At 63.3% G+C, this 23,781-nt stretch carries 17 protein-coding genes and 2 pseudogenes; 5 read left to right on the plus strand and 14 right to left on the minus strand.

Translation table 11 applies throughout. The annotated features are described in order from the left end of the window. Window positions 1-34 precede the first annotated feature (34 nt). The gene (locus ACT53T_RS22605; RefSeq protein ID WP_476162948.1) at window positions 35-523 is read left to right on the plus strand and encodes a DUF4118 domain-containing protein; all 489 of its coding nucleotides are present in this window, start codon (window positions 35-37) and stop codon (window positions 521-523) included. Between the two features lie 123 nt (window positions 524-646). Here the strand turns inward: ACT53T_RS22605 and ACT53T_RS22610 are convergent, their stop codons facing one another. From ACT53T_RS22610 to ACT53T_RS22625, 4 genes are all read right to left on the minus strand, one after another. Then, the gene (locus ACT53T_RS22610) at window positions 647-829 is read right to left on the minus strand and encodes a hypothetical protein (RefSeq protein ID WP_476162949.1); all 183 of its coding nucleotides are present in this window, start codon (window positions 827-829) and stop codon (window positions 647-649) included. 508 nt (window positions 830-1,337) lie between these two features. Then, entirely contained in the window at window positions 1,338-1,868 is a 531-nt protein-coding gene (locus ACT53T_RS22615) for a hypothetical protein (protein WP_476162950.1), read from the minus strand. Between the two features lie 22 nt (window positions 1,869-1,890). Next, window positions 1,891-3,219: an outer membrane beta-barrel protein gene (locus tag ACT53T_RS22620; protein WP_476162951.1), complete on the minus strand. Its 1,329-nt coding sequence runs from the start codon at window positions 3,217-3,219 to the stop codon at window positions 1,891-1,893. A 162-nt stretch (window positions 3,220-3,381) separates the two neighbouring features. After that, window positions 3,382-3,975: a polysaccharide biosynthesis/export family protein gene (locus tag ACT53T_RS22625; RefSeq protein WP_476162952.1), complete on the minus strand. Its 594-nt coding sequence runs from the start codon at window positions 3,973-3,975 to the stop codon at window positions 3,382-3,384. A 212-nt stretch (window positions 3,976-4,187) separates the two neighbouring features. On the opposite strand from ACT53T_RS22625, the gene ACT53T_RS22630 reads away from it, so the two are divergent. Beyond that, the gene (locus ACT53T_RS22630) at window positions 4,188-4,847 is read left to right on the plus strand and encodes a DUF1190 domain-containing protein (protein ID WP_476162953.1); all 660 of its coding nucleotides are present in this window, start codon (window positions 4,188-4,190) and stop codon (window positions 4,845-4,847) included. 13 nt (window positions 4,848-4,860) lie between these two features. Here ACT53T_RS22630 and ACT53T_RS22635 read toward each other — a convergent pair whose 3' ends face one another. Continuing rightward, window positions 4,861-5,619, minus strand: coding sequence for a metallophosphoesterase family protein (locus ACT53T_RS22635; RefSeq protein WP_476162954.1), 759 nt, complete (start codon window positions 5,617-5,619; stop codon window positions 4,861-4,863). 370 nt (window positions 5,620-5,989) lie between these two features. On the opposite strand from ACT53T_RS22635, the gene ACT53T_RS22640 reads away from it, so the two are divergent. Next, window positions 5,990-6,232, plus strand: a complete 243-nt coding sequence (locus ACT53T_RS22640; RefSeq protein ID WP_476162955.1) for a hypothetical protein — start codon at window positions 5,990-5,992, stop codon at window positions 6,230-6,232. A 354-nt stretch (window positions 6,233-6,586) separates the two neighbouring features. Beyond that, entirely contained in the window at window positions 6,587-7,081 is a 495-nt protein-coding gene (locus tag ACT53T_RS22645; protein WP_476162956.1) for a hypothetical protein, read from the plus strand. Between the two features lie 573 nt (window positions 7,082-7,654). On the opposite strand, the gene ACT53T_RS22650 is transcribed toward ACT53T_RS22645, so the two are convergent. Next, complete coding sequence (locus ACT53T_RS22650; RefSeq protein ID WP_476162957.1) at window positions 7,655-9,349, minus strand: hypothetical protein; 1,695 nt, start codon at window positions 9,347-9,349, stop codon at window positions 7,655-7,657. 776 nt (window positions 9,350-10,125) lie between these two features. On the opposite strand from ACT53T_RS22650, the gene ACT53T_RS22655 reads away from it, so the two are divergent. Continuing rightward, entirely contained in the window at window positions 10,126-11,103 is a 978-nt protein-coding gene (locus ACT53T_RS22655) for a hypothetical protein (protein ID WP_476162958.1), read from the plus strand. Window positions 11,104-11,403: 300 nt separating this feature from the next. Here the strand turns inward: ACT53T_RS22655 and ACT53T_RS22660 are convergent. The 8 genes and pseudogenes from ACT53T_RS22660 to ACT53T_RS22695 all read right to left on the minus strand — a co-directional run bounded on the left by ACT53T_RS22660 (window position 11,404) and on the right by ACT53T_RS22695 (window position 23,746). Then, window positions 11,404-12,104: pseudogene (locus ACT53T_RS22660) on the minus strand (VIT1/CCC1 transporter family protein). Window positions 12,105-12,216: 112 nt separating this feature from the next. Further along, window positions 12,217-12,360, minus strand: coding sequence for a DUF3096 domain-containing protein (locus ACT53T_RS22665; protein WP_476162959.1), 144 nt, complete (start codon window positions 12,358-12,360; stop codon window positions 12,217-12,219). A 91-nt stretch (window positions 12,361-12,451) separates the two neighbouring features. Beyond that, window positions 12,452-13,234, minus strand: coding sequence for an IS21-like element helper ATPase IstB (gene istB / locus ACT53T_RS22670; RefSeq protein ID WP_476162960.1), 783 nt, complete (start codon window positions 13,232-13,234; stop codon window positions 12,452-12,454). Next, a pseudogene (gene istA, locus ACT53T_RS22675) lies at window positions 13,224-14,691 on the minus strand (IS21 family transposase). The gene istB and the pseudogene istA overlap by 11 nt, the downstream one beginning before the upstream one ends. A gap of 89 nt (window positions 14,692-14,780) precedes the next feature. After that, complete coding sequence (locus ACT53T_RS22680) at window positions 14,781-14,921, minus strand: hypothetical protein (protein WP_476162961.1); 141 nt, start codon at window positions 14,919-14,921, stop codon at window positions 14,781-14,783. Window positions 14,922-15,825: 904 nt separating this feature from the next. Next, window positions 15,826-19,284, minus strand: a complete 3,459-nt coding sequence (locus ACT53T_RS22685; protein WP_476162962.1) for an ATP-binding protein — start codon at window positions 19,282-19,284, stop codon at window positions 15,826-15,828. Next, window positions 19,281-20,525, minus strand: a complete 1,245-nt coding sequence (locus tag ACT53T_RS22690) for a metallophosphoesterase family protein (protein WP_476162963.1) — start codon at window positions 20,523-20,525, stop codon at window positions 19,281-19,283. The genes ACT53T_RS22685 and ACT53T_RS22690 overlap by 4 nt, the downstream gene beginning before the upstream one ends. Window positions 20,526-21,256: 731 nt before the next feature. Then, entirely contained in the window at window positions 21,257-23,746 is a 2,490-nt protein-coding gene (locus ACT53T_RS22695; protein ID WP_476162964.1) for a TonB-dependent siderophore receptor, read from the minus strand. Window positions 23,747-23,781: the final 35 nt, after the last annotated feature.

Here is a 23,781-nt window from a genome sequence, read left to right on the forward strand (position 1 = left end):
AACCGGCTGTAATCCACGCGCATTGAGAATTTTCATGACTGAGTCAAGGGCAAACTGTCCATTTTGCGGAGCGTCGCTTCGTGTTGCACAAACAACGTGTTCCGATTGTCATCTTGTTTTCCCAACCTACCGCGAGGCCGATGGCGTATCGACGGTCGAGATTGCCCGGCGCTCCGCAAAATGGTACGTCTCAGACGCCGCTTTAGTATGGCTGACGGTTCTATCCACAACGATGGTGGCGTTTCGCCTCTTGATTGATGCTCGAGAAGTCTTCGTGGTCAATTCCTTTGTGACGGTATCGTTGATGGTGCTCGCCGTGAGGTGGGGCGGAGCCATCGCGTTGGCGATCACTATACTCACTCTGCTCGCCACCGATTTTTTTCTCGTGGATCCGGTTTACAATTTCGGCGTGAGCACTTGGCACGGCGCACTATCGATTGCCGAACTTGGGGCAACGGCGGCATTGGTAGGTATCCTCGTTTCTCGCCTCGTGTTTAACCGACACAGGCTTCGTAATCGGTAGTAATGTCTTGCCCAATGGCATAATAGCGCCGACGCGAGATCTTTTCCGGTCTCCCGCTGACGCTTGCACCAATGGCGCCGAGTCGTTCTCTTCACGAATGCGCCGCGGCGAGCTCGGGCATCGTCACCATATGCCGGTATCTAATTCGCCAGATATGCCCTGGAAGCGGCGTGGCGTGAAGATCACCGCCGCATCGGCAAAGGCGACCAAGCGGAAGGCGTCATCGGATTGGCGATGGGTCTTGGACCATCCATCGACTTTTGCCGCTATTGGCAGCGGGCGAGGGCTGGCTAAATCTCTCGCCATATCGCGATCCCGGCCGCATCGCTTCGTTCGATCGTATCCTTCGCCTGGTTCGATGAGCAGAGCACGGTCTTGGGAATCAAGTCGCGGGTAAGAACGTCGCGTCCGGTAGACGCTTCGCCTTCATTACTCCTACGACGACCTCGAACGTCGTCATCGGCACCGTCGCATCACGCAGAACGTTGCGGACGCGCTGGCGGCAACCGCCTGGACGAAACCCTAGTTGTTGTGCGTTCGTGGCACGGTCTAGCGGCTCGCCTCGTCTTCGATGCTTGGGTCGAACAGCCGTATCGTCGCGTCGAAATGCCCGAGATCGGCGTGCTGTCGATCGACTTGACTCTCCAACTGCGCGATGGCGTCAACGAGTTCCGATCTCTTGCATCCTAGGCCGAGATGATTTCCGTCGCGCTCATAGGGGCTTCCGTCATCGAAAAATGATGAGCCGCAAGCATAGCAGCTCAGCATCCGCGCCAGTAGAGGAAGCCGATGGTTGCTGCCAAATATAACGCAATCAATGCCCGCTGACGCTGCCGCCGCCCGAGCCGCCGCCGTAATTGCCACCGTTGCCGAAACCGCCGCGACCACCCCGTCCGCCGCCTTCTCCGCCGTCGTCCGAGGCGACCACCTGGCTCCTCTCGGTCTGGTAGGCCGCCAGCGTTTGCTCGTCTGACGCGTCTGCGGCACTCTTCACCTTATTGGCTGCGGACGTGTTACCAGCGTCCGTCAGGGCCTTCTCTGCCTGCGCTAGCGCCTTGCCGGCGGCGACCTTTTGGTCCTGATTTGCGTTTTTGGACGCTGCCGTGACGTCGGCTGCGAGTTCCGGATTCGTCGTAAGAAGCGCCTTTAATTCGGCGGTCATTGCGTCGCCGCCATTCGCATTCGCAGATTTCGAGAAGATCGCTGTGACGCGCGAGTCGATCGACTGTTGAGTGGTTGTTCCCTGCGACTGGTTGGCAACGCCACTATTGGGGTTGGGGACTGCCATCGCAGCTGTTGTCCCGCTCAAAAGGACAGTCGCCGCAAAAATCGAGAGCTTTTTCATTTTCGTTGCTCCTGTCGGAATTTCAATATTTGTAGGTAGCGCCGAGCGTGAAGACATTGCGCGTAAAGGCCGCGCCATCCGAGTTGGAGAATACGCGCGTGAACGCATATTCGAAAGTCGCATTCAAATTGCGCCATATCTCATAGTTCAGAGTGGCACCGGAATTCCAACGGCTATCGTGACGACCGCCTGAGATGTAGGCGACGTCCGTATACTGCCCATTGACCGTCGCGGACCAACTCCGGGCGAGCTTATAGCCGATCCTCAAATTCGCCGAGGTGGCGCGCGCCGCGCTTCCTGACGCATTGCCCACCGTCGATAAGGCGGAGTCCTGGAAGGTTTCGTCGAGGCCCGCCTCGATCGTCCATGCGCGCGTCGGATACCAGTAAAGCTTGCCGCCATACACCGGGCTGTTTGCGGATGGGAACAAGCCGCTGAAGTAGAATTGGCTCTGATAGCCTCCGAAAATCTCGCCACGAATTAGCCCGATGCGGTCGGTTCCGACGCCGCCGACGAAGCGATAGCCTTCCGAATTATAGGTCGGGTCTCGGAAGTCCCGGAAGTTTCCGCTGGCCTCGGTGAAGACGAAGACCAGCGGCGTCGCATAATAGCCTAACCGCCCGGTCACGCCGGTCACGAGATTGTTGCGATAGGTCTGACCTAGGGCGCCAGTCGATGTGTAGAGCGTGTCATATGTCGTCGCCCGGGCGGTGCTCGACAGGCCAATGAAGAGACGGTCAAAGGATTTCTGTGCAGCCACCGAACCGATGAATTCATTGTAGCGCTGTGGGCTGGCTTGCGTCCCGCGATAGGTGACGCCGCCGAGCACGAACGGGTTTATCACCTGCCCGGTGTTGTACATGTCCGTTCGGCGCGTGTATTCGCCGCTCGCCGAAATGACGAGGTCCTTGCGCGCTTCCCAGGTATGATTGAAGCCAGTATCTACATTAACCGTATTGCCGGTGGCGAGGTCCGGGTAGATGCGGAAATCGCCGATCGTATAGACCGTCGTGTGATGGAGGCCATTGTCCCGGTCAGCGATTACGCTCGGGCGCAAATGCGTGCCAGCGGCGCCCTTTCGGTCTGACGGCGCCTGGAAAGGGTTGTCGTCATAAGTTCCCGCGACGAGAAGGCTCGGATAGAGCACCCAGCCGCCCAGAAGCAGGCCTTGATATTCTCGCGTCGGAGTGTCGCGCAGACTTCTGACGCCAAAACTATTGGGAGTTACGACGGTTTGAACTTCGCTCGGGACATTCTGCGCGAAGGATGGCGCAATTTGAAGCGCGCCCAGTCCTGCGAAAAGGAATGTCAGGGACGGTCCACGAACAAAGGGCTTTCTCGACCGCGACATCAAACCGACCTCGAACAGCAACCGGCAGTAAAATTACGCCCGTAATTGCCGAAAACTCTAGCCGAGCTTTTCTTCCGCCACAAGCCTGATTGTAAACGGGGGATGAACCAATTTTTGAGTGTTGCTGCGGCGCAACAGTGATTCGACTGCTGTCGCGCGCTCTCAGAAATAGCGTTCAGGAACGCGGATCAGATCGCCGGGGAAGACGAAGACATTGGGGGAGAACGGATATTCTTTGAAACCGTGCTCTCCGGCGCGCTGTATCAGCACGCGAGACAGGCTCGATCGGTAGGTGTTGCCGCCCGCCACGGCGACGGCGCTGACGACATTCAGCCCGCTCTCATAGGGATATTTGCCGGGCTTCTCGACCTCTCCGAGCACATAGAAGGGGCGGAAATTGGCGATGTCGACGGTAACTTTCGCGTTACGGAGATATTGCTCGGCGCGGAATTTCTTCGTCAGCGCCTGCTCGAGCTCCAATTTCGTGAGACCGGCGGCCTGAACAGTGCCCGCGAGGGGCAGGGAGACATAGCCGGCGGGGTCGATTTCATATTCGCCGCTCAGCTTGTCTTCGCCGAAGACGGAGACTTTCAGCTTGTCGCCCGCCTGTAGGCGCAATCCGCCGCCAGCGGTGGAAATGGGGGCGGAGTCGGCTCCGCCGATCGATGTCGAGCCTGCTGGGAAACTGTCGCACCCGCTGAGGCCGAGGGCGCAGGACGTCGCGATAACCAATGCAAAAACAGCCTTCGAATACATGAACCTATTCCCGACGCGCACGCTTTCTTTTTTGTATGCCACTAGACGATTTCGAATTCAAGATTGCACGTAGGGGCCAATAGAATATGATTAATCCCGGTTCGGAATTCCGGCGCGGATCGCCGAACGTCTTTCTTCCACGATTCGTCAGGAAAGCGCCGCGGAACGAATTCGATGAGACGTCCATTTTTCTGCGGGATCGAAAGCCCTTGATGCGCCCGTCATTATGGAGGCGTCTCGTCTTCCCGGCGATTTTCGTGGCGCAGGCGAGCATCGCTGCTGCCGAATCGAGTCGTGGAGCCTATGTTTATTCGGACGAGAAAAGTTGCCTGGCCGGCGGGCGGGTCGACGCGCTGATCTGCGCCAATGCCGCCGCCAATGCGCGCGCCGAGTTCGACGAGAAGGCGCCGCGCTATCCGACACGGGAGGCTTGTGACCGCGTTTTCCCACGCGATCGTTGCAGTCTGGGCTTTTCCGGCGCGGATGGTTGGGCGGGCAAACGATCCGCCATTTATTTTTCGCCGCGCATGTTCGGTTTCCGCGTCAATATTCTCTCGGAGCGCGAAGCCTATGTCACTCCGATGATCACGGGCCCCGGAATCTCCTTTTCTCGGCGGACGGCGATGCGGCGCGACACGGGCGTCGATTTTACTTTGGCGCGTCAGGCGCGACGCAATTGGCGACCCGACGCCCAACCGGCGAGCGGGGGAGGGGAGAGCTTCGGCGTCGACACCCCTCCGCCTGGAGACGGTTCTGGACCCGTTCCGCGCCCTCCGATCGATCCGAATTTCGATTGCGCCGCAGTCCTGGAGCCCAATGCGCGCGGCGACGCGGCGACGGGCTGCTATCCCGTGCCCGGTCGACACAGGTGATCGGCTCCGGGTTTCAGGTCGACAGAAAGCGGCGCGTCGCGCCCTCCAAGACTAGGCCCGTGAGCCGTCCGGTCGCATAGGCTCCTGTGTCGAGATTGATTCGATGCGGCAGCTCTTCCGGCTCCGGCGCCGGAGTATGGCCATGGACGACCACTTTGTCCCATGAGCCCGAGAAAGAGAGAAACTCTTCCCGGATCCAAAGCAGAGCGCCTTCCTGCTGGCGCGCGAGCGGCACATTCGGTCGGCATCCGGCATGGCAGAAAAAATAATCGCCGAGCGACCAGGACAGTTTCGTATCTTCGAAGAATCGTCGATGCGCCGCCGGCAGCTTCTCTCGCAATTCCGCTTGTGCGGCGCCGAAGCCGCGGCCGCGCAGCACCTCTTTGATGTCGACGCCATATGAAAGAAGAGTCTCCATCGCGCCATAGCGTCGCCAGCTGTCGAGGACATTCTCGTCCTCGAGGAATTGCAGCAAGATCGCCTCGTGATTGCCTCGGAGCGCGATGACAGGAGCCGGCGTCCTTCCAGACACGATCCTCTCGACGACATCGGCGGATCGAAGGCCGCGATCGATATAGTCGCCGAGAAAAACGACGCTCGTGCGCTCGCTGGGCGTTTCAGCCATATCCTTTACGATGGCGCCGCAAAGGACATCGAGGAGATCGTCTCGACCATGCACGTCGCCTATGACGTAGAGTCTCGTTCCGTCGGGAATGCGGGGCTCCGCTCGCTTCTGCTCCGGTCTCGGCTTGCGAAAGCTTGAGAAAAACATGCGGTCCCTGGGTTTTCGAGCGCTCTTTTCCAGCAAATCCCATTCCATGGCAATCGATGCTCCGACGCTCCGTTCGAGAGACGAAGCTGCGTCGCGCGCCGATCTCCGTATCAATTCGTAGAAATTTTTGTGGAAATGCGGTTGAGAATTCCCTGCGACCCGCAGTGAACAGAGCTATAAAATTTTCAGATTCAATCTGTTGGCTGGACGCTTCAGCCTATGGTTCAAATTTTCTTGCCAATGCTGCTCGAGTTGCATTGCCGCGGCTCAATGGCCGTTAGAGCGTCGCCGTCAATTTGATCCTCAACGACGAGGCCGAGCCCGACCGCTCCCCTGGGCCGTTTCGTCCGACTAGAGAGAGGATCTATTCATGTTCTCCGCATCGCTCGGCGCCTTTGCCGCTCCTCGCACCGCCAAGCGCGTCGCCATCCTCGGCTTCGCCGCCTTCGTCGCCTTCGCCTCGGCGTCGGCCCAGGCGGACCTCTTCTCCGATCTCTTTGGCGCCTTCGACGACGGCTATTCGAGCCAGGGAGCCAGCTCCAGCCGCTACGGCTATTCCCGCCGCGCCGATCTCGTCGGCGGCTACACGCCGCGCGCCGATCATTCGCTATGACCGCGGTGGGAACGTTCTCGACTATTACGAGCAGGTCCGGTCGGCCAATGTGTCGCGGCGGACTGTCGCCATAGATGGGAACTGCGCCTCGGCCTGCACGATGTAGTGGGGCGCGCGCCACGCCTGCGCTTCGCCGGACGGAGGCGACGCTGCGCTTCCATTCGGCGAGCGCGGACACGGGGGAATCGGCTCGACGCTTTGACGCTCCTTATCGGCAAGGGGTTACAAAACTAAGTCATTGATTGTTCGTGAATACGCTTGCGGGTTCAGCGCCGATCCCGGGGCAATTCGCCGCGCCGAACAAAATTCAGCGTGACGAACAGCGCAACTTCAAATGCAAAAGCAGACATATCAATGGATATAAGACATGCGCATTTCGCACGCCCGTTCCCGCGCTCGGATGACGCTGCCGAGGCGGCCCTCTGGCAGCCCGGTGGCGAAACATTCTACCCCGAGGCGTTCGCCGATATGGTCTCGCGGGATGCGGCGCTAGGGCCGTGCGGCCGATGGACGACCTTCATTCCGACGACGTGGTCGGAGGCCGAAATCGGCGGCTTTTCTAGCGCCAGTGTCGCGGTGGGCCACTCTATCGATGACCCGCGTTTTTCGGCGATCGCGGAGCCGGTGATCGAGGCGGCCGTCGCCCAGATGATCGAGAACCGGTCCTCGCACGGACGCATCGTGATCGCACGAGTGGTATATGAGTTTCACGTCCGCGATGGCGGGCGTCTCGAAGTGGCCGGTGGTTGCGCGACGTTCGGAGCGCAGGTCGACGAGGCTTTGTCGGATCGGACGCTCGACTGGCTTTATCGCGAACTCGTCGATCGCGTCGGGGCGCTTGTCGGTTGAATCGCCATTCTCGACATCCGAGATTGGAGCGCGAGCCGATGCCGTGAACTTTTCTCGGATTTGATCAGAACAAAGACGCGCGCGGCAAGCGCGCGTCTTTGTCGCCTCGCAGGGTAGGAGCCGATAGGGCGGCCCTGGAAAAGATCATGCCCCGTTCGAGCACGTCAAAGCCCGGCCGAACCTCCTTCGCGTCGAAGAAAGGCGTGGTCGGGCCGCCGCCAAGATGCTCCGCGAGGCGGCGCGCGACGCGGGCTGCGACATTCATCTCTCGCTGCTTACATTGAGGAGAGCGGCTGGCTATTTGTCTCGCCGCCGCCGGGGCCTCGGGCAAGGGCCTGAATTCGAAGACCACTGCTGGTCGACGCGACGAACGCGGCGCTCGAACGGCTCGCTGCGCGCGGAGTCGCGCCGGGCCGGGCCGGAAGAGACGCCGGGCGGGGGACCTTCGGACAGTCGTTCGGTCGGCTCGGCGCCGCCGCCCGTCGAGAAATTCTCCGGGCGCCTCGGCCGGCTGCTCGTCGCGTGCCGGGAGAATGGCGCTTTCTCGGAATGGCGGCTCGCTGGAGATGCGGACTATGGGACATCCTTCGGCTTCGGCTCGACTTCGGATGTGCTGTCCGACGCAGAGTCGACCGCGTCGGCTTCGTGAACGGAGCCTTTTTTCTTGTGCGTGGTTTTGGAGGGCAGGGCGGCGGCGAATGATTTGCGCTGCTCCTCTTGAAATGCTCGCCAGATGCGCCCGCCTTCCTCTCGTGCCTCCTTCGTCGCGTCCGCCTTCCGTGGAGGTTCGGGAAAGCGATCGAGCGTCGGCCCCTCGGACGACGCAGGGACGTCAGCGTCCTCCGCGGCCTTGTGATCGGCGATCGAGCGTTCGGCGGGTGGCGTCGCCGCGGCCGGAGCCGTGTCGTGCGGATCGTCACGCTCGGTCGACCGAGGCGCTCTTTCGGCGTCTTCATGCGCTCGAGAAAGGACCGTGGGTCGCGGCGCGATGATCTCGTGCATACGAGCGACATCGCCACAATCCGGGCTAGCCCGCTCGTCTAGAGACCCTATCGGGAGGGGCTCGCCTTCGTCCGACGTCCCCTTCTCATCGACCTCATTCGCCGGAGGCCTTGGATTTGCGGCGATTGTCGGACCCTCGATGGAGGCGGCGGGGCCCGTGTCGAGCGTGATGGACGGCGCGTCGGCGTCGTCGCTCTCGGCCGATCGCGGCGACTCCTCGGCCGCGTCCGCGTGATCTGTGATCGTGGTCTCCGCGAATTCCGCGGCCGGAGTCGCGTCATGGAAGCATTCGAGCTCGCGCGAGGGAGCTTCTTTGCTGGCCTTCTCTTTGGCGGCCTCCTCGTGCACCCGTGACAACGCCGCAAGTCGCGGCGCGACGATCGCGCGCACACGAGCCACGTCTCCAGGATCCGGGGTCGGCAGCGAGATGTCGCGCGCGCCTGATTTCGTGACTCGGCCGTAATGGGACTGCGCCGTCCTGTCGACGCTGTGGCCGACGAGCGCCGCGATTTCGACGGGCGAATAGGCCCTTTTCGCTTGGGCGATGAATTCGCGCCGGCATGAATAGAGCGCGAAATGCTTGGCGCGATCAGGCCACAGGCGACGGCTCACGGAGCCGAGCAAATTTTGCAGGGCTTTGCGATGGGCTTCGTATTCGGCCGCGGAAGGGGATTTCCGCGCGATCGCAATGGTCCGCGAAATCGCGCCCAATGTCTCCGGCGGCAGATGGCGCCAATGGAGCGTCCGGTGTGGGCCATGCGCGCGGCCGTTCGTGGCCTTTGCATTAGTGACGACCAGTCGGACAGAGCCGTCCGAGGACACCTCCAGAACGGCGCCGCGCCACTCGGTCGGGCGCAGGCCCGTCGTGCATGTCGCGCGTATAAAGTCGACGAGCTCCAGCGCCCGGTTGGATCGCCCGAGTCGGAGATCCGCGAAAATCCGCTCTCGCTCATTGGCCCCGAAGCGCGTCGCCTTGGCCGCCGACGTCTGGTCGGTCTTTTTTCTCGCGCCGGTCTGTGTCGCTGCGCCCAGCTCCGCCATCGCGCCGCACTCGTCCGGGTGCTCCCGCTTCATGACCTCGATGACCGAGCGCTTGTAGGTCCGCCATGTCGACCGGCTCCACCGAGGTCGCTGCGCAATGAGCCACTCGACGAGACGCGGCCAGGTCAGCGTGGCGAGGTCGATCATGAGCATGCTGGCGCATTGCCACCGCAATTGCGCCGTGCGGACCGTATAGGCGGAGATAGTCTGCTCGCTGACCGCCACGCCGATTTTCCTATTTCAATGTCGCGCCGCCATTGGCGCGATCGGATCTACGACGACGACCGCGGCGCGGTTCGGGAATAGGGGTTGCGTCCATGGATCCGGCCAAAAATAAAGTCAGTGATGCTAAATATCATATGATTAAATGTGTTTAATTTGTGTTCAGTTTTGTGCTTTGTGCCGACGAAAATCAAAAAAATCAACGTTTCGATGGTGGCTCGATTCGTGGAGATCGAGGAGGAAAAGTCATGTTATGTAACGGATTTGTCCGCGGACAATTCCGTTACATAAACGGATAAATCCGTTTCATAGCCATGGAGTAACACGGCACCGACAGGTCCATGTGGAGCGGTCTCCATAACCGTCCTGTAAATTTCTCTCGAGGTCTGATCCCCTAGCAGAGCCGTTATGCGAGATCGATCACGTAATCAGTAGCGCTATTGCCGGGACAGTTCGAATCTTGGCGATTTGGCGCCTTTGGAGCGCTCCAGTTTCAGCGTGTCCGTAAATCTAGATGGCGCCTAGAGGAACGAATGAATCTTGCAATTCGAGGGGGCCAGCGCTTTCTGATAGCTACCTCGAACAACGGTGGTGGGATTCCATAGCTCTTATGTGCGCATGCGTACACATTTCGAAATCATGTCGGGGTTGTCGTCGGGATTATCGCTCATAGCTCGGGAAAATCCTTGTGAAAGTCGTATGAAAAATTCGCTTGACAAATGTAAATGCTCGAGTGAGCCTGTGATATAGCTTAATCGTTCAGCTTAGCGAGGTGCGTGATGATCATCCCCGATTTGGCCACGTTCGCCCAGGTGTCCACCGAATATCACGCTGCGCTCGCCTCGGTGACGAAAGCTGAAAAGACGGCTTGGCGCCAGACGTTGCAACTCGCGATCAAATCGCATCTCGCGGAGCCGCTGTCGGACGTGACCCCCCAAATGCTCTATGGCGGGTGCGACCTGCTGGCCGAATTGCTGGCGGACCCGAATCAGCGCCGTATGCTCCATCAGCGAGGCGCTGCGACGTTGGAGTTCGCGAAAGCGCCCGACATGCGGCCTCGCGATCTGTTCGTGATGCTTCGGGAGCGAGAGCCGGAGCTCGAGCAGGCGCTCACGGCGCAGGGGCTCATTCGTCACACGGATACACGGAGACGTGGCATCGTCTGCTGGATTTGGCACGGCGTCGCGGCGCCCTCGGTTATCCGCGCCATCGTCGGAGCTTCCGGCCAGGTCATGGTGACTCCGGACGCGGACTCCTCGGGCGCTGGCAATGGAAAAGGCGCCGAGACCACGCAAAGCGGCGACGACGCGAGCGCACACGACCAGGAGACGGAGCCGAGCGCCGCCGCCCCTTCGGCCGCGATGGCCGCGTCGGAGACGGTCAGCGAGGAAGCCAAAGCGAAGGTCGATCACGATGCCGAGCCCGACAGACCGCCGCTCGATGGCGCGGACAAGCGTGGGAGGGCTTCTTCGGGCGCGCCGACGCGCGGACGCAGCTCTCCCCTGCGTGGTCATTCCGCGGCGCCTCAGCAGGCGGAGGGTGAGCTGAAGGCGGGGCCGGAAGAGCAGAAGGCGGAATTGAAGGAGGATGGTCCGGCCGAGCGCGTGACGGAGGGAGCGGCCCAGGACGCCGAGGCCTCGACCGCGGAGAGCCTCGTGTCGAATCTGGACATTCCGGCGTCCGGCGCGCCGGACGGGGGCGCCGGAAGAGGCGACGACAACGCCGCCGATCTCCCCGAGTTCCTCCGCGGGGACTGAGCGACGCATCGAAATCTGACGCCGCGCAGACCGGAGACGAGGAGATCGTGCGCATTTTCGATAAGGGCGTACGTGCCCGGGCGATTCGCTCGAAGTGTCCGAAGCGGATGGGCGCCGAGGACGCGATCGCCTGATTCTCGCTTCGTGACTTAATAACCGATCCGCGGCGGCGACCTTCTTATCCAATATCGCAGGATCGAGGCCGGTCTGCGGCGGATGTTGCGTCCCGTGTCGCGCGCGGACGCCTTGCGTCGCTCGCTCCGGTTTTCACAAAGTATGCCCCTCTCGTGAATCCAATCTTCAAACGACCGTGCCGAAAATTTTCCCGATGCCGGCGGTGAGGGCCATCGCCAACGCGCCCCAGAATGTCACTCGAGCCGTCGCGCGCAGAACATCGGCGCCGCCTGCTCTTGCCCCGATGGCGCCCAAGAGCGCGAGGAAGGCCAAAGACGCGACGGACACGATGGGGACAAGCGCGCCGACAGGCGCCACGACGACCATGAGCAAGGGCATGGCGGCGCCCAGCGAAAACGTCGCTGCCGATGTCAGCGCCGCTTGCACCGGACGGGCGGTGGTGATCTCTGAAATTCCGAGTTCATCGCGCGCGTGGGCACAGGGCGTCTTTCGCCATCATTTGCTCGGCGACTCGAAGCGCAAGCGCTCGATCGACGCCGCGTGTGACATAGACGTCGGCGAGCTCATCGAGTTCCAACTCGACGTTGTCGCTCAACTCTTTACGTTCACGCTTGAGATCTGCTCGCTCGGTGTCGGATTGCGAGCTGACGGAAACATATTCGCCAGCGGCCATCGACATGGCTCCGGCCACCAGTCCGGCGACGCCAGCGATTAAAATATCGTTTCCGCGGCGCGGTCGCCGCGGCTACGCCGACGATCAGGCTCGCGGTCGAGACGATCCCATCATTGGCGCCGAGCACTGCGGCTCTCAGCCAACCGATGCGATCGACGAGGTGCTTCTCAGCGTGCAGGCGAAGACGACTCATCCGCCCCCATTCTCGCGACGTCTGAGCTGGCGCGAACAAGTCGTCGCACGCTTCCGTTCATGTGGCGCCGATCGATTTGCGGTAATCGGCGGTCTCGATCAAAGCCGTCCTGTCATTTGATCCACCCGAGGCTCAGAACTCCCGATACGATCAGAAAGATCGCGACGATGTAGTTGAGGAGCCGAGGGATGATCAGAATGAGAACGCCGGCGAGCAGCGAGACGATCGGCTGGAGGTGCGCGATGCTGATGTTCATAGGCCTACTTGTCGATTTCCGTCGAGATTTGACCCAGGATTTCCATTGAGAAGTGACCCGGGTTGAAGATGGCTTGCGGGTCAGTCGGTCGTCAAGTTTTGGTCTTCTCCTTTGCTGGTTTGTCCGCCTTCGCCGAGCTGTCCTTGAACCGGAAGCTGTCGTTCCCGGTTTCGAGGATGTGGCAGCGGTGAGTGAGGCGATCGAGCAGAGCCGTCGTCATCTTGGCGTCCCCGAAGACGGCGGCCCATTCGCCGAAGCTCAGATTCGTCGTGATGATGACGCTGGTTCGCTCGTAGAGCTTGCTCAGCAGATGGAACAGCAGCGCCCCGCCGGAGCCGCTGAACGGCAGGTAGCCGAGCTCATCGAGGATGACGAGATCGGAATGAACGAGCCGCGCCACGACTTGGCCCGACTTGCCTTGGTGCTTTTCGGCTTCGAGCGCGTTTACGAGCTCGACGGTGGAGAAGAACCGGACGCGCTTTCTGTGATGCTGGATCGCCTGGACGCCGATTGCTGTCGCCAGATGCGTCTTGCCCGTACCAGGTCCCCCGACCAGGACGGCGTTATGCGCATCCTCGAGGAACTCGCAGCGATGAAGCTGGCGCGCGAGCGCCTCGTTGACCTCACTGCTGGCGAAGTCGAAGCCGGCGAGATCGCGATAGTTCGGGAACCGCGCGGACTTGAGCTGGTAGGCGATCGATCTCACCTCCCGGTCGGCGGTTTCCGCCTTCAAGAGTTGCGACAGGATCGGCAGCGCGGCCTCGAAGGCCGGGGAGCCTTGCTCGGTCAGCTCGCTGACGGCTTGCGCCATGCCGTGCATTTTGAGACTGCGCAGCATGATGACGATGGCGCCGGCGGCAGGATTATGACGCATGGCGCGCCTCCCGACCCTTGCGCAGCGCGTCGTAACGCTCGACATTGGCCTGCGGCTCGGTGGTGAGCGTCAGCGCATTGGGCGGCTTCACGGGCGGCGCGTCGACCGGCTTGCCGTCCACCAAGCGATGCAACAGGTTCAAGATGTGCGTCTTGGTCGGCGCGCCGGCCTCCAGCGCCAATTGGACGGCGGTCAGCACGGCCTGCTCGTCGTGCTGTAGGACCAGAGCCAAAATCTCGACCATCTCACGGTCGCCGCCCGGCTTCTCGAGCATGCGCTGTTGCAGCGTCCGAAAGGCGACCGGCAGCTCGGCGAAGGGCGCGCCGTTGCGCAGCGCGCCCGGCTTGCGCTGGATGACCGAGAGATAATGCCGCCAGTCGTAGACCGTCACGCTCTTGTCGTTATGCGACCGGGCGAAGACGCGGGTGTGCTCGCACACGATCTGCCCCTCGGCGGCGACGACGACGCGCTCAGGGTAGACCCGCACGCTGACGGGGCGATTGGCGAAGGAGGCCGGCACGCTGTAGCGATTGCGGTCCAGATGGATCAGGCACGTCGGCGTGACCCGCTTGGTGTGTTCGACGAAGCCGTCGAATGGCCGCGGAGGCTGCATCAGTTGCGGAACCTCCTCGCGCCAAGCCTCCGCGATCGTCCCCGGCTGCGCGCTGTGCGGAATCTCGGCCCACAGCTCGCGGCATCGCGCCTCCAGCCAGTCGTTGAGCGCCGCCAGCGACGGAAAGCTCGGGATCGGCTGCCAGAGGCGATGACGAGCATCCTGAACGTTCTTCTCGATTTGCCCCTTTTCCCAGCCGGACGCCGTGGCGCTCTTTGCCGCGCCCGAGCTTGTCGATCGCCGTGCGCATGTTGTCGTAGACGCCTCGCCGGGGCACGCCGCCCAGCACGCGGAAGGCGTGGTTGTGGGCGTCGAACAGCATCTCATGCGTCTGTTGCGGGTAGGCGCGGAGGAAGAATGCGCGGCTGTAGGAGAGCTTGAACTGGGCGACCTGCAACTTCGTCCGCTCGCCCGCGATGATCGCCCAATCCTCCGACCAGTCGAACTGGAACGCCTCGCCGGGTAGAAACGTCAGCGGCACGAACGCCCCGCGCCCGCAGGTCTGCTGCTCCCGATGCCGCGCCGCCTTCCACTCGCGCGCGAAGGCCGCCACGCGATTGTAGGAGCCGTCGTAGCCGAGGGCGACCAGATCCGCGTGCAACTGCTTGACCGTCCGCTTCTGCTTGCGCGACTTTGCGGTCTCCTGACGCAGCATGTGCGCCAGCTTGTCGGCGAACGGGTCGAGCCGGCTCGGTCGATCGGGTGTGACGAACCGCGGCTCGACGCTGTCCGAGCGCAGGTATTTGCGCACGGTATTGCGCGACAGCCCCGTGCGGCGCGCGATCTCCCGGATCGAGAACTCCTGCCGATATCGCCAGCGTCGGATGACGCTCAATAACTCCATGTGGATCACTCCCAGGTCCCCCGCGACGGTCGAGGGGGAAAGGTTCGAACATGGGTCAGTTCTCGGTGGAAAAACTCGTGCTGCCTGGGTCAGCTCTCAGTGGAAATCAACACGTCGTGCAGGAGGTCGGGAGCGGCCTCGCGTCCGACCTTGCGCGTGAAGTAGCGTAGCATTGCGCGATGATTGCGCTCGAAAAGATCGCGAATGAGCGACTTCTTGTCGTCGAACATCGGTGGCTCCGGTCGGAGCGGAGGAAATTCGAGTCCGCGCGGCCGCCCGACTCGGGCAGAGCGTTCATGCGCGGACGACGGATGATGGGATGGCGATTATGAAAGGCCCGGAGGCGCGCACTGCGACCACGAGCTGATCCAGCCGAGCGGCGGCGTCGTGTCCGCGCCTGGCAACATGTCGACGCGTATGATGTCGCGGTGAGGCGAGAACTCGAAGTTCTCGTGCAGAAGCGATAAATGCCCTGCCGAGCCGTCGATTTGAAAGCCCCGACAGGGAATGCAACATGAGCAAGTAGGGTGCGGTCCGTGCGAATGCCGGTGGTTGTCGGCTTCGCCCGCACAATGCTCGAGACCTTCAGCGGAGACGGCGACGGCGCGGGATGATGCGGCGGCCGTCGCCATTCCTTGGAGGACTAAGGCGCACGCCAAGAGGCCCGCGATCAATAGGCGGGCGATCCCCTTCGGCCAGAGCGCGAACGTGTCCATTTCTCACACCGAACGCCCGGATGCGATGCGGAGTCAAGATTGAGAAATCGTCGGCCCGACGAAAGCCCTTTCTCTGTGGCGGAATTACAACATGGCGCGAACGCCGACTCGTTTTTCAGTCATTCTTTCCGACAAAGGCGAAAGCTGTTGCGTCTTCCGCTGGCGGATATGCTCTGTAGCTGCCGAGAGACGGTGGATAGACGCGCGGCTCCAGCAATACGCCCAATCGTGAGCCGCTGGTCGTCGGCCGACGCTCGCTCACTCCGCGTTGCGCGGCTTCACGTCACGCCTCGCGGCCGATGCCGAGCAGGCGCGAGACCTTACAGCCGACGCTCAACCAGCTCTATTCGATCGCCTTCACGACCAAGACGGGTCCTGTCGGCGTGCTTCATCACGACGCTGGACCCCCTCAGGCCCACTACAGCATGACCACATCCGCCGCATCGCGCAGCGTGTCTCTCGCTATATCGGCGACATGGCGGTGATGGGTGAAGAGGATCGCCTGGCGCGCGCGGCCGAATTCGGCGAGCAGGCCGAGCGCGCAGGCGACGCGCGCTTCGTCGAAGCTCGCCAGCAGATCGTCGCCGACGAAGGGTAGGGGCTGACCGTCGCGCAGCTCGAGCAGAGCGAGGCGCAGCGACAAGAATAATTGGTCGCGCGCGCCCTCGCTCATTCCGGCGACCGGCACGCGTACGCCGTCTGGGCGCAGCCCCGCCAAGGTCGGCGCGTCGCCCTCGTCATAATCGACGCAGAGTCCTTGGAAGGCGCTGGCCGTCGCCAGCGCGAACAAGGCGGAGGCGCGGAGGATCAGCGGGTCCTGCACCGCGGCGCGATGGCGCTCTATGGCCCGCGCGGCGAGGCGAGCGGCGGCGGCGCGCGTGATCCAGCGCTCGGCGATGCCGAGCAGCTCCGCGCCGGCCTCGGCTTTCTCATGCGCGGCGGCCTCGGCGTCCCGTCCCGCTGCGAGCCGCTCGCGCGTCGCCTCCGCCTCGTGCCGAAGCTTGGCGGCCGCTTCTATATCGGCGAGGAGCTGGCTTTGATCGACGCTCAGGCGCTCGATCTCCGTCGGCAGCAGATCGGCGTCGAGACCATCCTGCTCGGCGCGCAGCGCCTCTTCGTCATAGCCGTCGCCGATCTCGACGAGATCGCGACGAATGGATTCGATCTCTTTCGCCACGGTCTGCCGCCGCTCGAGACGCGGCAGCGCGGCGGCGAGGGAGGCCGGAGAGTCGAGGCCGAGCGCGAGGCGCGCCCGCTCCAGAATCGCGTCGATCCTGGCTTTCTGCGTCATCAGCGAGGCGCGCGCGACCTCGCGCTTGTCGATCGCCGCCGTCAGCGCGTCGCGACGGCTTTGCATCGTGCGCGCCGTTTCGAGGCGCGCGATGACGGCGTCGAGAGCCGCCAATGGCGTGCTGCTGTCTATGTCCGGCGCCGTCGCCGCGACCAGGCGAGCGACATCGGCGGCGAAAGCCGCCATATCCTCCTCCATCCGGGAGATGCGGCGGCTCAATTCCTCGAAATCTTTCTTTTGCACGGGCACGTCGCGCCAGATCGTCAGCGCCGCCTCGGCCTCGGCGATCGTCGCATCGGCGGCGAGCCCGATCGCGCTCATTCGCGCCGGCCATTGCGCGCGCGCCGTCTCGAGCGTCTCGAGCGCGCGCGCTTTCGCGGCTTCGCGTCGCTCGACCTCCTCCTGCGCATGCTGGCGACGTATGGCGCGTTCGCGCGCGCCGGTCCAGAGTCGTTGCAGGCGGGCGAGTCGGCTCGACGCATCCTTGTGCAGCAGCTCGATCGGCATGGACGGATCGTCGACGCCGCCGAGGTCCAGAACGAGCCGCGCCAATGCGCCGCGATGCGCCGCGAGCTTGCCCTCGATCGCCGCCGCCTCGCATCCGCGATCCGAAAGACGTCGCCGCCGCTCCGTCAATTCGCCGATTTGCGTCAGCCAATGCGCCATCGCCGCGGGCGCGCGCGGCGTGACGCCGCTGCGGCTCCACAATTCCATCCAGGCGGCCTGGGCCGCGGAGTTTCTCGCGTCGAGCGCCGCCTGCGCGTCGAGCAGCTCGGCGAGCTTGCGCTGCTCTTGCGCGCGCCGCTCGCGTGCGGTTTCGAGACGCGAGGCGCGATCGGCGTCGGAAAGGAGGACGTCGGTCACCGTGTCGATGTCGCGCGTCTCGGCGCGCAGCCCGCCGAAATTCTCGCGTCGCTCGGATGGCGCGCCGTCGAGAGAGGCTTCGAGCGCCATAGCGGCTGCGTCGCGCCGCGCGCGCGCCGCGAGCAGATCGTCGCGCGTCGCCGCGGCGCCAGCGCGCGAATGCCGCTCGATCTCGCTTTCGATCTCGGCGAGCGTCGCGCGTGAGGTCGCAATGTCGGCGGCCGAGCGCTTCTCTTTCTCGGCGATATCGGCCGCCGTGACGCGCGCCGCCTCTATCGCGGCCTCGTTCGGCAGCGGACGGCGCGCGATGTCATCGAGCGCGCTCGCGGGAGGGTCGAGCCGCGCCGCATCCTCCGCGATGCGCGCCTCCTCGAGCGCGTCCTGCGCGCGGTCGCGGCGCAGCCGATCGGCGTCGCCGACCACTTCGGCGAAAGCCTCGAAGCGTCGCTGGAACGGCTCTGGATCGGCGGCATAGGCTCCGTTCTCCTCGGCGCCTTCCAGCTCCCGCTGCTTCTGCCGCGCCCGCTCCAGCTCGCCCAGCGCATCGGCGCATTTCTCCTCGGCGCGCCGGCGGTCGTCGACGGCCTCGCGCGCGGCGGCCAGGGCGGGATCGGTCGGCATGCGCGCGAGCAGCTGCTCGAAGGCTGCGAAGCCGAGCCGGCGCGCCGTCTCGGTCAGCGCGTCGCCGGCGATCCGCTGCTCGCTTTGGCGCTTCGGCAGATCGGACTGCGCCTTGCGCACGGCGCCGAGCCGCTCGCGCAGCTTCTGCGCTTCGGCGTCCTGCGCTAGCAGGGTTTCGTCCACGGCGAGGGCGGCGATCGTCGCCCGATCCTCGGCGTCTTCGTCGGCATAGGCGGCGAGCTTCTCGCCCAGCGCCTCGGCGTCCTTCCAGGCGGCGCGCCAGCGCGCCGTCTCCTCGGCGGCGACCGGGGGGAGGTCGACGAAATCCGCCAATTCCTCGCTCGAGGCGGCGAGCCGCAGCAGGCGCGGCCGGGTGCGCGTCGCGCGCCGGCGAAGGGCGAGGGCGCGGCCGATCTCCTCATGCGCGCAGCGCAGCGCATCGCATTTGCGCCGCGCCTCCTCGACCGCTTCGTCGGCGGCCTTCAGAGCGTCCGAGGTGACGATGGCGTCGCGCAGACGCTTCTCCGCCTCGCCGAAGCGAGACTCGGCGATATAGAATTCCTTGGAGGAAGCGCGGCGCGCTCCGAACAGCGCCTCCGCCTCCGCGTCGAGCCGGGCGCGCAGCCGCGACAGGGCCGAGAGCTGCGCGGAGGAGGCGGCGAGCGTTTCCGCCAGACGCCCGCCCGCCTTCAGCAATTCCTGGCCGCCCTCGCGCAGCGCGCGGGCGGTGAGGCCGAATTCGGCGAAGAAGCTCTCGCGCGTCGTGGCGCCCAGCAGCGGCGCCAGCAGCTCGTCGTCGAGCGGCTTGTCGGCCTCGTCGAGAAGCGTGTTCTTGTCGCCCTTGCGGCGCCGGAAGCTCAGCGCCGCGCCGTCGACGAGACGCAGACGCGCCCCGATCCGCAGCGTCCGGCTCTCATGCAGAAAATCATAGGCGGTGCGCTTGCCGAAGCCGAACAGAAGATCGCCTATGCCGGCGAGCGCCGAGGTCTTGCCCGCCTCATTGGCGCCGAGCACGATATGCAGCCGCGCGTCGGGCCGGAAGGTGAGCGCGCGGTCGGTGAAGGCGCCATAGCGCTCGAAACGCAGCTCCTCTATCCTCACGCAGCGTCCTCCTGCTCGAGCGCGCCCAGCACAAGATCGCGGGCGGTCTCGGCGAGCTGCGCCAGCGCGGCCGGATCGGCCGGAAATTCGGCGCGCAGGCCGCGCGGCAGCTTGTCGCCCAAAAGCTCCGCCAGCTCGGCGAGCGTCGCCTCGAAGCCGGGGTCGGCGGCGGCCTCGCGCAGCAGCGTCTCTATGTCGAGCGCGTCCGGCGCGGCGGGCGCTCGTGCGCGGGCCGGCGGGCGCGTCGCGATCTCCAGCTTTTCGACCCAGCAATCCTCGGCGAGACGGAATCCGAGCGCGCGCGCTTCCTGCTCCAGCGTCTCGCGCCCTGCGACGAGGCGCTCGTGCAGCGGCGTCGCGCCGACGAGGCGGATGCGGGCGGCGAGCGGCCGCGCCTCGGCCTGCGCATGAACGGCGCCGAGCCGCGCCTCTATGCGGGCGAGCGCTGCGGCCTCGTCGGCGCAATCGTCGATCTCGATGCGCTCATGCGCCCAGCGGGCGGCGTCGAGCGAGACCGGCGTCGCCTCGACGATGCGTCCGTCGTCGACGGTGATCCGCATCGCGCCCTTCGCGCCCGTCTCCTTGACGCTCCGCCCCTGAATATTGCCGGGATAGACGATCCATGGATCGCGCGCGACGATCTCCGCCGCATGGACATGGCCGAGCGCCCAATAATCATAGCCGAAGCGTGCGAGATCCTCGACCGTGCAGGGCGCATAGGCGGCGTGGCCGCGCGAGCCGTCGAGCGCCGTGTGCAGAACGCCGATGTTGAGCCAGCCCTCCCGCCGCTCGGGATAGCTCGCGATGAAGGCGCCGTCGACGAGACGCGTGCCGAAGCTGCGGCCATGCAGAGCGACGCGCCGCTGCTCGACGAGCAGCGTCTCCGCGCGCGCCGAGGAGAAGATTCGCACGCTCGGCGGATAGGGCAGGGACTTCGACATGAGGCTGTCGGCGTCGTGATTGCCCTTGACGATGAAGGTCGGAATTCCTTTGCGGTCGAGCCGGCCGAGCGCGCGCGCGAAGAAGAGGCCGGTGGTCACATCCTTCCAATCGCCGTCGAAAATATCTCCCGAGATCACAACGAAAGCGGCGTCGGCCGAGATCGCCTCGTCGATCAGCGCCTCGACGGCGCGCCGCCCGGCCTGGGCGAAGCGCGCCGCGACGGCCGGGTCCTTGACGCCGAGACCGGCGAGCGGGCTGTCGATATGGAGGTCGGCCGCGTGAAGAAAACAGAACCGCATGAGGGACAAATCTCGGATTTGGGAGCCGGGCCGAACGAAGCATGCCTTTGTGGCGCAGACGAATCCGCGGCACCGCATCATCCTAGCCGATCCGCTTCAATGCGTCACACAGGACGCGGCTCAGCCGACGGAGCGGCGCGCGGCAGGAGTCGTTCACAACCGGTGCACGGCCGGCCGGACGTCCGTGTTCTGTCGACGACGTCCCCGTCCGGTCGCTCGGCGACGCCGGGAAGCTCGTGTTGGGCAGCTTGCGCAGCTTGACGCGCGCGTGGGAAGAGAGCCGCTCGATCGCGGGAGAGTTCGCATGCTGAAACATCATTCACGTTCCGACGAATTTATTTTCGTCAACGCAGATAAGATCATAGTCTTGCTGCTTCGCGTCGCGCGCGCCTAGACGAATGCGCACGTCACTCGCCGACTCTCGAGGCGCATCGCCTTCGCCATGCGTGCGAGAAGGAAGCCCTCGCGTCAGCGACGGTCGGACGGGGCGCCTGCCGTTCGTTGGTTCGCGTCCTGCTTCAATTGTCGGCGCCGACTTCATCCGAGCCGGCTACGACTTGGCGCATGAGACCGAAGACGTCGCCGGCGTCGAACACATTGGCCAATCGACAGTGGCGGTCCGAGCCCCGGCGACGCGGACATACGCATGTGGGATGGCACTCACCGCGCATTCAGCGAGCGCGGTGGCCGAGTGGCGGCGCACTCATCTGGAGCATGCCGCCGAAGGTGGCTCAGAATTCTACGCGTAGCGAGCCGAGGAAAGTGCGGGGCGTTCCGGTCTGTATCGTGTAGCGATCGGTCGAGGAAGGATAATAGACCACATCAGTTATGTTCCTGACATTGAGCTGAGCGGTGACGTTGTAGCCCTCGATTCTTGTCGTATACGCGATCATGCCGTTGAGCAGTGCATAGCCCGGCAAGACGAAAGAATTGGCGTTGTCACCGAACGAGCTTTCGGAGACGAACACTCCCCGTCCGAGGCTCAAACCGCGAAACGCTCCGTCCGCATCATATTTGATCCAGAGATTGCCGTAGTTTCGTGGACTTCCCGCGAGCTTGAAGCCGGCGACCGGACGTTGCGTCGTTATTTCCGTCAGGGGATTCAGTGGCGATCCGATGACCGTGCGCACATCGTCATGCGTGTAGTTCGCGATGATGCTCCAATTGTCGTCGATGCGTCCCGTGAGATCGAATTCGAAGCCTTGGCTGCGCGCCTTGCCGATCAGCAACGTGTTGCCGGCGATGGTCGGGTCCGGCGTCGGAATATTGGTTTTCGTCAGGTCGAAATAGGACATGGTCAACGAGAGGCGCTTGTCGAAGAATTCGGCCTTGAGGCCGCCTTCATATTGCTCGCCCTTTTGTGGATCGAGAGCCGTGACGCCCTGGTTGAAGCCGTTGTTCGTGCCGAAGGACTGGCTGAAATTGCCGTAGAGCGTCAACCATGGCGTCGGCTGATAGGCAATGCCGACGCGCGGACTGAACGCCTTGGCGTATTGGAGCGCATAGGTCGCCTGCGCCATATACGGCGAGGTGGCGTTGGAATTGATTCCGTATTCGGCCCAGTCGTATCGCCCTCCGAGCAGAACATGCACGGAGTCGTCGAGGAAGGATATCATGTCCTGACCATATATCCCCTTCCAACTCTGACCGAGCGCTCGAAATGTCTGCCCTCGGAAAGGATTCTCTATATTCCAATAGCTTGGTGAGTAGATGTTTATCGGGCTGATGCTATAGGAGTACACGTTGTAGAGGGGCGTGGACGTGTTAAAATAATCGAGACCTACCAATATCGAATGGCTGAGGGGACCGGTTTCGAATTTCCCTTTGAGGTCGAGGCTCGTCACAAAGTTCTTGGTGGTGTTTCCGGCGAAGTAATTCATCGTGCGCGTCAGCACGCCGGTGGCCGGATTGAAGTTCGAGCCGAAACTATCAGTGAGACGATAACCGAAATTCGAATAGGCGAGCTTGCTCGTCAGACTCCAATCCTCGTCGAATCGGTAGCTCCAGTCGTAAGCGATGCGTCTGCGCTCCACATTGTCGTGCAGCCATGTGGTGAGCGAAGGCTCCTGGAGATAGCGGTCGAGCGGGAGATAGGCAGGCCCTCCACCCACGGCCGGCAGCAAGGCGTAGTCGTCGACATTGTCTCGCCGCTGATATTCGAAATCGATATTCATCCGAAATTGTTCGATCGGATGGAGCGTGATGGTGGGAGCGATGAAGAAGTTCTTGTCAGTGACGAAATTTCGATAGGAATCGATGCTGTAGTATTCGGCATTGAGGCGATAGAGCACACTCTTGTCGGCGATTACGGGGCCGGTCGCGTCGATCGTCGTCCGCGTGCCGCTGAAGGACGCCACCTGCTGCTGGACGGAATAATACGGCGTTTCGAGCGGCCGTTTCACGACGAGATCGATGATTCCGCCGGGCTCCACGCGCCCATAGAGCATAGCCGCCGGGCCCTTCAACACATCGATCGACTGGAGATTGGTCGTGTCGAGGTTTCGCATGCCGTATTCGAGCAATCCATTCTTGTAGGAATTCGCCGCGTTGGCGAAACCGCGCACCTTGTACTGTTCGAGGAAATTCGGCAGCAGTGTTACGCCGCTGACGTTGCCAACAATCGCATCCTTCACGCTGATCACCTGCTGATCGTCCATCGTCTGACGCGTCACGATCTGGACAGATATCGGTGTCTGGAGGAGCGGCGTGTCTGTCTTCAACGTCTGCGACGCGCTCTGAGAATTATACCCAGTGTAGCGGTCGCCCGGCCCCTGCGGCGCGCCGCCGGTGCCGCGCACGGGCCTCTCTTTCTCCGCCGCGCCCACATCAATCGTCGGCAGCGGCGTCGCGCCAGAGGCGTCGCTGCGCACGCCATTGTCCGCCTGCGCGAGGACAATCGTCACGGTGCGGCTAGTGGCGGCCATGCGATAGGAGAGACCGGAGCCCGCGAGCAGACGCTCCAACCCGTCCTTCACGGAATAGGCGCCGGAGAGCCCCTCCGTCTTCAGCCCCAGCGTGGCCGAGGAGTCATAGAGCACATGGAGGCCGTTTGCGTCGGCGAAGCTGTTTAGCGCCGCGGCCAAGGGCCCGGGCGCGATCCGATAGCTCTGCACCCAGCCGGCCCGTTCCTGCGGCGAAACGGAAGCCTGCGCCGGCGAATCCGACGCTCCCGCCCCGAAGGCAAAGACCCCCATGGCTGTGATCGCCAGAGTTGATCCCATCGCTCCTTTGCCCGCGCCCTGGATCTCGTTCCGCA

The organism is Methylosinus sp. DMC45, from assembly GCF_056313885.1.